This window comes from Ruegeria sp. SAZD011 (genome assembly GCF_059612545.1).
This window is the reverse complement of the sequence record NZ_JBXWQU010000021.1, coordinates 219,939-233,355: the sequence shown is the minus strand read 5'-3', so window position 1 is coordinate 233,355 and position 13,417 is coordinate 219,939. Positions and strand designations below refer to the sequence as shown.

Here is a 13,417-nt window from a genome sequence, read left to right as displayed (position 1 = left end):
GGTGTGGGCACGCGAGACCTGATAGCCGAACGCGACAATTTTGCGGCCCTGCACCCGGAAATCCGCCATCTTGTGAATGGCCGCGACTGGGGAGTGATCCGGGCAGGACAGCGCGGCCCCGCGCTGGTGCTGATCCCCGGCACGCTGGGCCGGGCCGATATTTTCTGGCAACAAATCACGGCCCTGTCGGGTGAGGCGCGCATCCTCGCGGTGAGCTATCCGGCCTCGGGCGGGATCAGCGATTGGGCGGCGGATCTGGCGCAAATGATCGCAGATGCCGGAATGCAGGGCGCGACCGTTCTCGGCTCGTCGCTGGGCGGCTATCTGGCACAGTATCTGACTGCCACCGAACCGGCGCTGGACTGCGGGCTGGTGGCGGCCAACACGCTGGCCTCGGTTCGCGGGATCGACCAGGTGCCGCCCTATGCGCTGGACCTTGCCACGACGCCCATCGACGACCTGCGCGCCGGGTTCGAGGCCGGGCTGAGCGCTTGGCAGGCACCCGACCACCCCTATCGCGATCTGGCGCCGCTCTTGCTGCAAGAGGTGCGCGGACGCATTCCCGAAGATGAGCTGCGCGCGCGATTGCAGGCGCTGAAAACGGCGCCGGAACTGCCCGCGCAAAGCCTGCCCCGCGACCGCATCTTTACCGTCCAAAGCGATGACGACCATCTGATCTCACCACCGATGCGCGAGAGCCTGCGCGCCGCGCTGGACCCTGTTCGCGCCTACAGGTTCCGGGCGGCCAGCCACTTTCCCTATGTCACCCGTCCCGACGCCTATACCGGATTGCTGCGCGAAGTGCTGGGTCTGTCCGTAGATCACGCGATCTGGCCTGCCGGAGAGGAGAGTAGGTTGTGAAGGTCATCACCGCCGAAGAAATCCGCCAGCACTTGCCGATGCGCGACGCCATCGAGGTGGTGGAACTGACGATGATCCGGGTCTCGGACGGGCAGGCCAATCTGCCGCTGCGCATGGTGATGGACATCGACGGCACCAACCGTCTGGGCGTGATGCCGGGCGCACTGAGCGATCCCACGCTCTATGGCATCAAGGTTCTCAGCCTGTTTCCCGGCAATCCCGCCAAGGGGCTCAGCTCGCATATCGGTACGGTGTTGCTTTTCGATGCCGAGACCGGACAGCCCCGCGCGGCACTGGATGCCGATGCGATCACCGCGATCCGCACCGCCGCCGCAACCGCTGTGGCAACGCGGGCGCTGGCCCGGTCTGACGCGCGGGTGCTGGCGCTGATCGGCACGGGCGAACAGGCCGAAAGCCATATCGCGGCGCTGACACTGGTGCGCCATGTCTCCGAAATCAGGATCGCCGGGCGCTCGCCCGACCGCGCCGCCGATTTCGCAAACCGGATGTCGGTGCACTATCCCGACATCGCCTTCACCGCCGCCGCCACTGCCGAACAGGCGGTCAATGGGGCCGATATCGTCTGCACGCTGACCTCATCGCCCTCGGTTGTGCTGCACGGCGACTGGATCGGGCCGGGCACGCATGTGAACGCGGTCGGCGCCTCGATCCCCTCGATGCAGGAAATCGACGAAACGCTGCTGCTGAAATCCGAGCTGTTCGTCGATTACCGACCCTCGGCCTTTGCCCAGGCGCGCGAGATCATCTCGGCGCTGGAAACGGGCGCGATGAGCGAGGCGCATGTCAGGGGCGAGATCGGCGAGGTTCTCTCGGGCAAGGTTCCGGGGCGCAGCGGCCCCGACGCGATCACGCTTTACCGCTCGCTCGGCATCGCGGCGCAGGATCTGGCCTGCGCCGATCATGTCTGCCGCGCCATCGGCTAGCAGACGCCCATCTGGCCGCGACATAGCCGGTATTCCCTGCATTCGTTCCGTCAGGCATGGACAAATGCGCCTCTCTTCGTTAGATGGCCCAATCTTTGCGCCGGGGTGAGTCCCGCGCCCTATTGGACATTCCCCTGATGACTTCCCCCCTTCTCGATGCCCTCGCCGAGCGCGGCTTCGACACGCTGACCGATGTGCAACAGGCGGTCACCGACCCCGCATTGGCCAGCGCCGACCTGCTTGTCTCGGCCCGGACCGGATCGGGCAAGACCGTGGGCTTTGGCCTGGCCATCGCACCCACCCTGCTGGGTGAGGCCGAAACGCTTGGTCCGCCCGCCGCGCCGCTGGCGCTGATCGTGGCCCCCACCCGCGAACTGGCTCTGCAGGTCAGTCGCGAGCTGTCATGGCTGTTCGCCAAGGCGGGCGGCCGTATCGCCACCTGTATCGGCGGCATGGATGCCCGTACCGAGCGCCAGGCACTGGAACGCGGCGCCCATATCGTCGTCGGCACGCCGGGTCGCCTGCGTGACCACATCACGCGCGGCGCGCTTGATCTGGCCGATATCCGCGCCGTGGTGCTGGACGAGGCCGACGAGATGCTCGACCTCGGCTTTCGCGAAGACTTGGAATTCATGCTGGGCGAGGCACCCGAAGACCGCCGCACCCTGCTGTTCTCGGCAACCGTCTCTCCGGCTATCGCGGAACTGGCCAAGACCTATCAGCGCCAGGCCGCGCGCATTTCGACCCTGGGCGGCGAACGCCAGCATGCCGATATCTCGTATCAGGCGGTGCAGGTTTCGGGCGGCGACGGTGAACATGCGATCATCAACCTGCTCAGGTTCCACGATGCGCCCACCGCCATCGTGTTCGCCAATACCCGCGCCGCCGTGGCGCGGCTGACCGCGCGTCTGGCCAATCGCGGCTTTGCCGTGGTCAGCCTGTCGGGAGAGCTGAGCCAGGACGAGCGCAGCCATGCGCTGCAGGCCATGCGCGACGGGCGCGCCCGGGTCTGCGTCGCCACCGATGTGGCCGCGCGCGGCATCGACCTGCCCAATCTCGACCTGGTGATCCATGCCGATCTGCCGACCAACACCGAAGGGCTCTTGCACCGGTCGGGCCGCACCGGACGCGCCGGGCGCAAGGGGATTTCGGCGCTGATCGTGCCGGACAAGATTTCCAAAAAAGCCTCGCGCCTGCTGAAATGGGCCAAGATCGAGGCCGAATGGACCCAGGCCCCCACGCCCGAGGACATTCTGGCCAAGGACGAAGCGCGGCTCCTCTCCGATCCGCTCTGGACCGATCCGGTCGAGGACGAGGAAACCCGCATCGCCGCCGGCCTGATGGAACAATTCACGCCCGATCAGATCGCTGTGGCCTGTCTGCGTCTATACCGTGCCGGGTTGACCGCGCCCGAGGAACTGAACCAGCCACCCGCGCGCAGCGCGGCCTCGGCGGCGGCCAGTTTCGGCCCGTCGCGCTGGATCTCGCTGTCGGTCGGACGCGAACAGCGGGCCGAACCGCGCTGGCTGCTGCCGCTGTTGTGCCGGGCTGGCAATCTGGAGAAAAGCCAGATCGGCAAGATCACCATGCAGGCGCAGGAAACCCATGTCGAACTGGCCGAAGCGGCGGTTCAGGGGTTCCTCGACCAGATCGGCCCGTCCGGTGTCGTCGAGGGTGAGATCACCGCGCGGCTGCTCGATAGCCCTCCCGCCGACACTGCGCGCGCGCGCGCGCCCAAGAAGAGCCGAGACCATGATTTCGAACGGCCTGCTCGGCCTGCTCCAAGAACACCGCGCGCGCCCAGAACGGAAACCGCATCTGAAGCTTCGCATGATGTCCGGGCCCAAGACCGGACGGAAGCGAAAAATCCTGCCTCCGAACCTGCGGCACCCCGGAGCAAGCCAAAGCCGGATAGCGGGACCAGGGACAAAGGCGCGAGGCCTGCTAGGGCCGTGACACCCAAGCCGTCGAAACCGGCTTACGCTCGGTCAAAGCCGGAGGGACGGCCGGACCATACGCCCAAGCGTCCGTCCAAGCCCGGTAGCGCCAAGGCGTTCCGTCCAGCGCGAGTTGACGAAGCCAAACCGCGTCAGTCCGAGAGCGGGCAAGGAGAAAAACGATATCGTGCGGATGCGCCCAAGGGCGCCAAATCCTTGCGTTCGGACAAGCCGCAGGGTGGTGAAGGCAGACCCGATCGCTCTGGCAAGCCACTGGGCAGCGGCGCAAAGCCTTACCAATCGGACAAATCGGATCCCGGCAAGTCGTTTCGCAAAAAGAAGGCAGACGCAGGTAAATCCAACCGCCCGGGCAAGCCCTTTGCACGGCCAGCGGGAAAGCCGCTGAACAAGGGTGGTGATGCACCGCCGCGCCGCAAGAAATGACGACAGTACCCGCCGACGACAGTCGGCGGGTGTTCAGAGCTCTACATCGGGAAGGCTGTCAAAGGCCGATTTCAGGGCCGTTCCCCAACCCGAGGAAATGGCCTGGAAATAAGGGTCGTCAGCGTCGATCCGGCGGGACAGGCCACGCGCGCAGCTGCCTTCCTCGTAGAGTTGCAGGTCCAGCGGCAGACCCACCGAAAGGTTGGCCTTTATCGTCGAATCGAAACTCACCAGCAGCAACTTGACCGCCGCCTCGAAACTCATGTCCGGCTCGTAGGCGCGCACCAGGATCGGGCGGCCATACTTGGTCTCGCCGATCTGGAAATACGGCGTGTCCTCGCCCGCTTCGATGAAATTCCCCTCGGGGTAGATCAGGAACAGGCGCGGCGGGCTGCCCGCAATCTGCCCCCCCACGATCAGGGTCGCGTTGAACGCCGCGTCCGCGCGCTGCCCTTCTTCCGAGTTCGCGGCAATCACCTCGCGCAGGGTCTGACCGACCAATTGCGCCACCTGAAACATGGTTGGCGCCTCCATGATCGACGGCTTGCGGTCGGCGGGTGCCTTGGTACGTTCCTCAAGGATCGAGATCACCGACTGTGTGGTCGCCAGGTTGCCTGCGGTCAGGATGGTGATGCAACGCTCGCCTTGGTTCTCGAAGGTGAACATCTTGCGAAAGGTCGAGATGTTGTCGACACCGGCGTTGGTGCGCGTGTCAGACATGAAGACAAGCCCGCGTTCGAGCCGCATCCCTACGCAATATGTCATCGCATGCCTTTACTGCTGCTGGACCTGAACCTGCACCGAAAGCGCTTCGCCCGCAGTGCCGAATCGTGTTCCAGATACCGGAGCAGCCTCGGCATAGTCCAGACCGGTTGCGGCCCTGACATATCGAGTGTCTGGGGAAATGCCGTTCGAGACATCAAAACCGACCCATCCAAGCCCTTCGATCCAGGCCTCGGCCCAGGCGTGGGTTGCTTCCTGATCGATGCGATCGTTCATCATCAGGTAACCGGACACGTAGCGGGCCGGAACATCCAGATGCCGACAGCAAGCAATGAAGACATGGGAATGGTCCTGACACACACCGTGCCCGGCATCCAGCGCGTTTTCCGCGCTCCAGTCGACATTGGAACGTCCGGTCTCATAGCTCACCGCCGCGCGAGTCGCCGCCGAAAGACCATGCAGCCAGGCAAGGCTTCCGGGTTGGCCCTCGACAGCGCTTGCCAGGCGACGCACCAGTGGCCCGGCACGGGTGGCATCGGTCGAACGCAGAAACATCCACATCGGCATGAAGCCGCCATGCTGGCCGATCACGCCATGGTTATCCTCTACCTCTACCGTCCCTTCGCAGTGCACCGTGATCTCGGTCGTGCCCGCGTCGAAACTGATCAGATCGACCGTATTGTGGTGCTGGTCCTCGAAGCTCAGTTGCTTCTGGCCACCCTCAACGCGCACTGTCCAGTCAAGGACCGTCTGCCCATGCCCGGTCTTGGGTGTCAAGCGCAGCTGTTGCAGGGCATAGGGCACCGGCTCATCATATGTGTAGTGGGTGGTATGATTGATCTTGAGGCGCATGGGTCAGTTATAGAACCTGTAATCGATTTCCGTCTGGCCACCGAGAGCGGATAGCGACTTGAGGAAATCGGTGATGAACTCGTGCAGCCCCATTTCGATGATTTCATCGATGTCACGGGACATGGTGTGATCGGCCAGCTGGTCGCACATCGAATGACAGCGCAATCGCACGCCGTAGTCGTCCGCCAGATAGCCAAGGTTCGACCGTATCTTGTCGACGCAGAATGCGAGACTGCGCGGCATGCGGCGGTCAAGGATCAGGAACTGGGCGATCTCGCGCGGGCGAGGGTCCTGGCCAAAGGTCATGTGAAATCCGCCCTCGGCGGAAACAGACCGCAAGATCGTCTGCCATTGCACGTTGTCCAACGAACTGCCCACCGAAACGACCGAAGGCAGCAGCACATAGTATTTCACATCAAGGATTCGCGCGGTGTTGTCCGCACGTTCGATGAAGGTGCCGATCCTGGCAAAATCGTAGATGTCATTGCGAAGCATCGTGCCGTGCATCGCCCCGCGCACAAAGGCCGAGCGTTGGCGGATCAGGGTCAGAACGTCGGGCAGATCGCGCTCCGGCACCTTGCGCTTCAGGGCCTCTTTCAGCGTCATCCAGTTTTCGTTGACGCTTTCCCAGGCCTCCCGCGTCAATGCCGTCCGGACCGTCTTGCCGTTGTTGCGCGCGGCTTCGGCCATGTTGAGCACGGACGAGGGATTGTCCTTGTCTCGCAGCATCCAGTCGATGGCGCCGTCGCGAGTGACCTCGGGACCATGGGTTTCGACATAACCGGCATATGCGCCGGCCGATTGCAGCACGCTGGTCCATTCATCGTCGACCGAACCGGACCTGGTCAGCGCGATGCGCTGGCCTGCCTCGATCAGGCGCGCGGTATTCTCGGAGCGCTCGAGATAGCGGAACATCCAGAAGAGCCCGCCGGCGGTCTTTCCCAGCATGTTCTAGTCCTCCAGCACCCAGGTGTCCTTGGTGCCGCCGCCCTGCGACGAGTTCACCACCAGACTGCCCTTTTTCAGCGCCACACGGGTCAGCCCGCCGGGGGTGATATCGACCCCCTGAGGCGATACCAGCACGAAGGGGCGCAGATCGACATGGCGTGGCGCCAACCCCGCCTTGGTAAAGATCGGGACGGTCGACAGCGACAAGGTCGGCTGGGCGATATAGTTGCCCGGATTGGCGATCAGCTTCTTGCGGAACTCGTTTACCTCTCGCTTGGAGGCAGTAGGACCGATCAGCATTCCATAACCACCCGACCCATGTACTTCCTTGACCACCAGCTCGGTCAGGTTGTCCAGCACATAGGCCAGGCTGTCGGGTTCGTTGCAGCGCCAGGTCGGCACGTTCTTCAACAGTGCCTTTTCCCCTGTATAGAACTCGACGATATCCGGCATGTAGGAATAGATTGCCTTGTCATCGGCGATCCCTGTCCCCGGAGCATTGGCGATGGTTATGCCGCCAGCGCGGTAAACATCCATGATGCCAGGTATGCCCAAAGCCGAGTCGGGGCGGAAATTGAGAGGGTCGAGGAAATCGTCGTCGACCCGTCGATACAGGACATCAATGGTCTTGTACCCGCGGGTCGTGCGCATCGCCACGCGCCCGTCAATCACCCGCAGGTCGTGCCCCTCGACCAGTTCCACACCCATCTTGTCGGCAAGGAAGCTGTGTTCGTAATAGGCCGAGTTGTAGATGCCCGGCGTCAGCACCGCGACGGTAGGCTTGTCCGAGGCGGAGGCGGGCGCACATGCCGAGAGCGACCGGCGCAGTTGCCGGGGATAGTTCTGTACCGCTTGCACCCGGTTCTGCGAGAACAGCTCGGGAAACATGTGCAGCATGGTTTCCCGGTTCTCCAGCATATAGCTGACACCCGAGGGGGTGCGCGCGTTATCCTCGAGCACAAAGAACTCGTCCGGGCCCGTCCGCACCAGGTCGATACCAACGATATGGGTGTACACCCCGCCCGGTGGCGAGACCCCGATCATCTGCGGCAAGAATGCTTCATTGCGCGAGATCATCTCGGCTGGCAGACGGCCCGCCCGCACGATCTCTTGGCGGTGATAGATGTCATGCAAAAAGGCGTTGATCGCGCGGACCCGCTGTTCGATCCCGCGCGCCAGTCGCGACCATTCGCGACCAGATATGATACGCGGGATGATATCGAAGGGGATCAACCGCTCTGCGGCCTCGGCGCGTCCATATACGTTAAAGGTGATGCCGGTCAGACGAAACAGCCGTTCAGCCTCTGCCTGTTTCTTGCGCAGGCGACCCGGATCCTCCTGCTCGAACCAGCCGTTGAAATCGGAATAGGCCTCGCGCAGCGCGCCGTCCCGTCCCCACATTTCATCAAAGATCGCGTTTTCCATGCAAGCAAGTCTATGCAGGTCAAGGGAAAACACAATCTCCGTTTTGCGGTCAACGGCACCGTCATGGGCAACTGCCAAATAACAGTGCAATCTTAACGGCTCAGGGTTCAGAGCCCGAGCACATCGACCATGTCGTATTGGCCGGGGGCCTTTCCCTGACCCCAGAGCGCGGCCTTGAGCGCGCCGCGCGCAAACACTGCCCTGTCAGTGGCCACGTGGCGCAGCACGATCCGCTCGCCCGGGGCGGCGAACAGCACGTCATGTTCGCCCACGATGTCGCCACCACGAATGGCGTGAAACCCGATATGGCCGCGCTGGCGCGCGCCGGTGATGCCATCGCGGGCACGGTCGGCCACATCGTCCAGACGCACGCCGCGCCCTTCGGCGGCGGCCTCGCCCAGCATCAGCGCGGTCCCCGAGGGCGCATCGACCTTGTGATGGTGATGCGCCTCGATCACCTCGATATCGAAATCCTCGTCCAGCGCGGCGGCCACCTTCTTGGTCAGCTGTACCAGCAGGTTGACGCCAAGGCTCATGTTGCCCGCCCGCACGATCACCGCATGACGCGCCGCCGGTTCCAGCGCCGCGATCTGTTCCGCCGTCATGCCGGTGGTGCCGATCACATGCACGCAACGCGCCTGCGCCGCGAGGGCGGCAAATTCCAGCGTCGCGGCAGGTGCGGTAAAGTCGATCACCGCCTGCGCTTTGGCAAACGCCTCAAGCGGGTCGTCGGTCACCGCAACACCCAGCGCCTGACCACCCATCGCCTCGCCCACATCGCGCCCGATCCAGTCGTGCCCGGGGCGTTCCAGCGCGCCCACCAGGCGCACCTTGTCGCTGTCGGTGACGGTCCGTACCAGCATCTGGCCCATGCGTCCCGAGGCGCCGGTGATCACGATACCTGGAATATGGGTCATGGCTTGGTCCTTCTTTTCCTGCGCGTGATGCCTCCTACCGTGTTCGGCACCGCTTGGCAAAGCCTCGCTTTGCGCTTAGATCGAAGCCATGGCAAAGAACAAGTTCCACGATGGCCCAGGCCCGTCGCAGCGTCAGCTGCGTGTCGGCGAAGTAATCCGCCGCACCCTGTCCGAGGTGCTGGCGCGCGGCGACGTGCATGACCCCGACCTGAACCGGATGTCGATCACAGTGGGCGAGGTACGCACCTCTCCCGACCTCAAGATCGCCACCGCCTATGTGCTGCCGCTGGGTGGCAAGGGGCAAGAGGATGTGGTGCAACTGCTGTCCCGCAACAAGGGAGAGCTGCGCCGGGTGATCGGCAAGAAACTGGGGCTGAAATTCACCCCCGACCTGCGGTTCCGGCTGGACGAGACATTCGACCGGCTCGACGATACGCGGCGGATGTTCGATCAGGACGCGGTGCGCCGCGATCTGGACGAGTGATCCGGGCGGCGGCTGTCCTCGCCCTGTTGACCGGCGCAGGTCAGGCAGCGGCGGTGGAGTGCCGCGACCTGACCCATGGCGGCAACCTTTATACCGTGTGCGAGGTGGATGCCCGCAACGCGGACCTGCGGTTGTTTCTCAATGACGCGGACGGGACACTGCTGGGTCAGTTCTCGACCGTCGACCAGACGCTGCGGGCCGAGGGCAAGCGGCTGGCCTTTGCCATGAACGCGGGCATGTATCACGACGACCGCTCGCCTGTCGGGCATTATGTCGAGAACGGGGTCGAACAAAAGCGGGTGATCGCCAATGCCGGGCCAGGCAATTTCGGCCTGTTGCCGAACGGGGTGTTCTGCCTGCGTCCGGGCCGGGCGGATGTGATCGAGACACTCGACTATCAGGCCGCGAAACCGGATTGCCGCTTTGCCACCCAATCCGGGCCGATGCTGGTGATCGATGGCGCACTGCACCCGCGATTCCTGCCCGATTCGACCTCGCGCTATATCCGCAACGGGGTTGGCACCAGCGCCGATGGCACACGCGCCGTATTTGCGATCTCGGGAAACTCGGTGACGTTTCACGAATTCGGAACCCTGTTCCGCGATGTACTGAAAACGCCAAACGCGCTCTATTTCGACGGCAATATCTCGCGCCTTTACGCGCCGTCGCAGAACCGTGCCGATCTGGGCTTTTCCATGGGCCCGATCGTTGGCGTCGCGGTCGACGATCGCTGAACCGCACCCGCGCGGCACAAATTGACAGCCCGGCCCGGATCAGATAGGTCGCGCGCCTCAGATCTGGACGAGGGCAGGATGGCACGCAAACGCAAGGGACGCGACATTTCGGGATGGCTGGTGGTGGACAAGCCCGCCGGCATGACCTCGACCGCCGTCGTCAACAAGGTCCGCTGGGCGCTGGGCGCCAACAAGGCCGGTCATGCCGGAACACTCGACCCCGAGGCCACCGGCGTTCTGGCCATCGCGCTGGGAGAGGCGACCAAGACGGTTCCCTATATCACCGACGCGCTCAAGGCCTATGTCTTTACCGTGCGTCTGGGCCAAGCCACCAATACCGACGATGCCGAGGGCGAGGTGATCGCCTCTAGCGACTTGCGCCCCACGGATGAACAGATTAAGGAAGCGCTGGCACCGTTCCTGGGCGATATCATGCAGGTGCCGCCCAAGTTCTCGGCGGTCAAGATCGATGGCCAACGCGCCTATAAGCTGGCCCGCGACGGCGAGGATGTGGAACTGGCCGCCCGCCCGCTCTGGGTCGAGGAACTGTTGATGGTGGATCGGCCCGACGCCGACCACGTTGTACTGGAGATGACCTGCGGCAAGGGCGGCTATGTCCGCTCGATCGCCCGCGACCTAGGTACCGCGCTGGGCTGTCACGGCCATGTGCGCGAGCTGCGCCGCATCTGGTCGGGCCCGTTCGAGGCCGAGGACGGTATCACGATCGAACAGGTCGACGCGCTGGCCAAGACGCCCGAACTCGACAGCTATCTGCGCCCGCTCGAGGAGGGTCTGGCCGACCTGCCCGAGCTGAAATGCAGCCCCGAAGGCGCCCAGCGCCTGCGCAACGGCAATCCCGGCATGGTCTATCCCGGTGACGCGGAATATGGCGACGAGGCCTGGGCCTCGTTCGAGGGGCGCGCGGTGGCGGTGGGGGTATACAAGTCCGGCGAGCTGCACCCGTCGCGGGTCTTTGCCTTGTCCGAGTAACCTCCGGGGCGTGACGCAAGGCGCAGCGCGTGCTAGGGCACGCCCATGATCACCCGTACCCATACCAAGGGCGACGCACCGTCGACCGCCATCTATTCCGACTGCGAGCGCTACCGCTACAGCCTGACCCGTGTCTGGGACCCGGCCGGGCGCAAGGCGCTGTTCGTGATGCTGAACCCCTCGACCGCGACCGAGGTGCAAAACGATCCAACGGTTGAACGCTGCGAGCGGCGGGCGCGCACGCTGGGATTTGGCGCCTTTCAGGTGACCAATATCTTTGCCTGGCGCGACACCGATCCCCGCAAAATGCGCGCCGCCGCCGATCCGGTCGGGCCAGAGAACGATGCGGCCATCCTGGCGGGCACCGAATGGGCAGATCAGATCGTCGCCGCCTGGGGCACGCATGGCGCCCATCTGGACCGTGGACCAGCAGTTGAACGGTTGCTGCGTGGGACCGGGCTGCCGCTGTTCCACCTGGGACTGACCAAGGACGGGCATCCCAAGCACCCGCTCTATATCGGGTATGCGCAGCAACCTGCGCTCTGGCCCGGACCCGGCACTTGTTAACCATCCATCCTGATCGACTTTGACGAACCCCTTGCAATAGTGGGATATTTGCAGACAGGGGTGACGTGTGTCTGGAGTAGTGGGATGTTGATGCTCGCAAGTCTGTTGGGGCTGGCCGCCGTTGGCGGCGTCGTGCTCATGACGGGGGGAAGCGAAGAAAACGGTGATGACGAGCTTCTGCCGGAAGAGGACCAGCAGGAGAGCGAAAGCACCGAAACGCTGGGCATGATTTCCGGCGGCCCCGCGCCTGAACCTCTCTTGATGTCGGACGTCATCATCGGCGCTGATGGGCTTGTCCTGTCCGGTGGCAAGGCGGGCGACGTTCTGACCGGCGAAGACGGGGACGATCAGATCAACGGGTACGATCTGAACGACACCATCGACGGGGCAGAAGGCAACGACACGCTGCATGGCGCCAACGGCGACGACGAGATCCGTGGCGGCGACGGGTTCGACCTGTTGCATGGCGAGGACGGCGATGACAGCCTGGATGGCGGTGCTGGCAATGACAACCTGTTCGGCCATTTCGGCAATGACAAGATGCAAGGCGGCCGCGGCGACGACACGCTTTATGGCGGGCAGGATGACGACCTTCTGGATGGTGGCGACGACAACGACGCTTTGCATGGCGGATATGGCGACGATACCCTGTCCGGCGACGCGGGTCGGGACAGCTTGTTCGGCGGTTTCGGCAATGATCTGATCCTCGGGGTCGAGGGACGAGATGGCATCCCGGCCGCGCCCGAGGACCAGGCCCCCGATTACCTCAATGGCGGGCAGGGCGACGACACGATCTGGGCCGGGGCGGGCGACATTGTCACCGGTGGCGACGGTGCCGACAACATCATCGCCGGCGATTGGTCGTCGGATGGTGCCGCGATCGAGGTCATGGATTTCGACCCTGACGAGGATCGCTTGATGGTGATCTGGGACGGTCCCGAGGGGCAGGCCCCCGAGATCGAGATCAGCAGGGATGCCGAGAATCCCGACATCAGCCGGGTCACCGTGGACGGACACGAGGTTGCGCTGCTGCGTGGCGGTGCACCGGAGAGTGTCGGCGATATCGTGCTGGCGCGTCCGGGCGACCTGTCCCTTGCCGGCACCGCCGCCTGAGCTGCAACCGCAGAAAGCCTTTGCTCTCTCTGACTATTCCGCGTATACGCGCGCATCCGCATCGGAATCGCTCTGGTGCGGAAACTCTCCATGGGCCTGTGCTGGACGACATCCCGGCCTGCGCCATTCACTCTAACCTGACAAGGAGACCCCGATGTCGATCACTGCCGAAGAAAAAGCACGCGTGATGAAGGAATATGGCACCAAGGAAGGCGACACCGGTTCGCCCGAGGTCCAGGTTGCCATCCTCAGCTCGCGCATCTCGACCCTGACCGAGCATTTCAAGACCCACAAGAAAGACAACCACGGCCGCCGTGGTCTGCTCAAGCTCGTGGCTCAGCGCCGCAAGCTGTTGGACTATCTGAAAGGCAAGGACGAAGCCCGCTATCAGTCGCTGATCGAGCGTCTGGGCCTGCGCCGCTAATCGGGTCCGCAATCGGATTTGGGAAAGCGCCCGCCACTGGCGGGCGTTTTTCAT

At 63.9% G+C, this 13,417-nt stretch carries 14 protein-coding genes; 9 read left to right on the top strand and 5 right to left on the bottom strand.

The window, feature by feature from the left end:
• The first annotated feature begins 3 nt into the window (after nt 1-3).
• The 3 genes from AC2FLM_RS08455 (at nt 4) to AC2FLM_RS08445 (ending at nt 4,186) form a co-directional block, all read left to right on the top strand.
• Nucleotides 4-861 (top strand): alpha/beta fold hydrolase, encoded by an 858-nt coding sequence (locus AC2FLM_RS08455; RefSeq protein WP_496857207.1) that lies wholly within the window; start codon nt 4-6, stop codon nt 859-861.
• A complete protein-coding gene (locus AC2FLM_RS08450; RefSeq protein ID WP_496857205.1) occupies nt 858-1,805 on the top strand; it encodes an ornithine cyclodeaminase family protein in 948 nt (315 codons plus the stop codon). The genes AC2FLM_RS08455 and AC2FLM_RS08450 overlap by 4 nt, the downstream gene beginning before the upstream one ends.
• A 137-nt stretch (nt 1,806-1,942) precedes the next feature.
• Complete coding sequence (locus AC2FLM_RS08445; RefSeq protein ID WP_496857203.1) at nt 1,943-4,186, top strand: DEAD/DEAH box helicase; 2,244 nt, start codon at nt 1,943-1,945, stop codon at nt 4,184-4,186.
• 33 nt (nt 4,187-4,219) lie between these two features.
• Here the strand turns inward: AC2FLM_RS08445 and AC2FLM_RS08440 are convergent, their stop codons facing one another.
• The 5 genes from AC2FLM_RS08440 to dapB form a co-directional block, all read right to left on the bottom strand.
• Nucleotides 4,220-4,951, bottom strand: coding sequence for a proteasome-type protease (locus AC2FLM_RS08440; protein WP_234139085.1), 732 nt, complete (start codon nt 4,949-4,951; stop codon nt 4,220-4,222).
• Nucleotides 4,952-4,960: 9 nt separating this feature from the next.
• Nucleotides 4,961-5,761 carry a transglutaminase family protein gene (locus AC2FLM_RS08435; RefSeq protein ID WP_496857201.1) on the bottom strand — a complete coding sequence of 267 codons (801 nt, stop codon included), beginning with the start codon at nt 5,759-5,761 and terminating at the stop codon, nt 4,961-4,963.
• 3 nt (nt 5,762-5,764) lie between these two features.
• Nucleotides 5,765-6,709, bottom strand: a complete 945-nt coding sequence (locus AC2FLM_RS08430; protein WP_496829946.1) for an alpha-E domain-containing protein — start codon at nt 6,707-6,709, stop codon at nt 5,765-5,767.
• A 3-nt stretch (nt 6,710-6,712) separates the two neighbouring features.
• On the bottom strand, nt 6,713-8,134 hold the full coding sequence (locus AC2FLM_RS08425; RefSeq protein ID WP_234139088.1) for a circularly permuted type 2 ATP-grasp protein: 1,422 nt from the start codon (nt 8,132-8,134) through the stop codon (nt 6,713-6,715).
• 107 nt (nt 8,135-8,241) lie between these two features.
• Nucleotides 8,242-9,051, bottom strand: a complete 810-nt coding sequence (gene dapB / locus AC2FLM_RS08420; protein WP_234145795.1) for a 4-hydroxy-tetrahydrodipicolinate reductase — start codon at nt 9,049-9,051, stop codon at nt 8,242-8,244.
• A gap of 88 nt (nt 9,052-9,139) precedes the next feature.
• Here dapB and rbfA point away from each other — a divergent pair, with 88 nt between their 5' ends.
• From rbfA to rpsO, 6 genes are all read left to right on the top strand, one after another.
• The gene (gene rbfA / locus AC2FLM_RS08415; protein WP_234139090.1) at nt 9,140-9,535 is read left to right on the top strand and encodes a 30S ribosome-binding factor RbfA; all 396 of its coding nucleotides are present in this window, start codon (nt 9,140-9,142) and stop codon (nt 9,533-9,535) included.
• On the top strand, nt 9,532-10,269 hold the full coding sequence (locus tag AC2FLM_RS08410) for a phosphodiester glycosidase family protein (RefSeq protein WP_496857198.1): 738 nt from the start codon (nt 9,532-9,534) through the stop codon (nt 10,267-10,269). Before rbfA ends, AC2FLM_RS08410 begins: the two co-directional genes overlap by 4 nt.
• Before the next feature lie 78 nt (nt 10,270-10,347).
• Nucleotides 10,348-11,259: a tRNA pseudouridine(55) synthase TruB gene (gene truB / locus AC2FLM_RS08405; protein ID WP_496857196.1), complete on the top strand. Its 912-nt coding sequence runs from the start codon at nt 10,348-10,350 to the stop codon at nt 11,257-11,259.
• A 45-nt stretch (nt 11,260-11,304) separates the two neighbouring features.
• On the top strand, nt 11,305-11,826 hold the full coding sequence (locus AC2FLM_RS08400) for a DUF1643 domain-containing protein (protein ID WP_496857194.1): 522 nt from the start codon (nt 11,305-11,307) through the stop codon (nt 11,824-11,826).
• 84 nt (nt 11,827-11,910) lie between these two features.
• Nucleotides 11,911-12,939, top strand: coding sequence for a calcium-binding protein (locus AC2FLM_RS08395; protein WP_496857192.1), 1,029 nt, complete (start codon nt 11,911-11,913; stop codon nt 12,937-12,939).
• Nucleotides 12,940-13,093: 154 nt separating this feature from the next.
• Nucleotides 13,094-13,363 carry a 30S ribosomal protein S15 gene (rpsO, locus tag AC2FLM_RS08390; protein WP_234145791.1) on the top strand — a complete coding sequence of 90 codons (270 nt, stop codon included), beginning with the start codon at nt 13,094-13,096 and terminating at the stop codon, nt 13,361-13,363.
• Nucleotides 13,364-13,417: the final 54 nt, after the last annotated feature.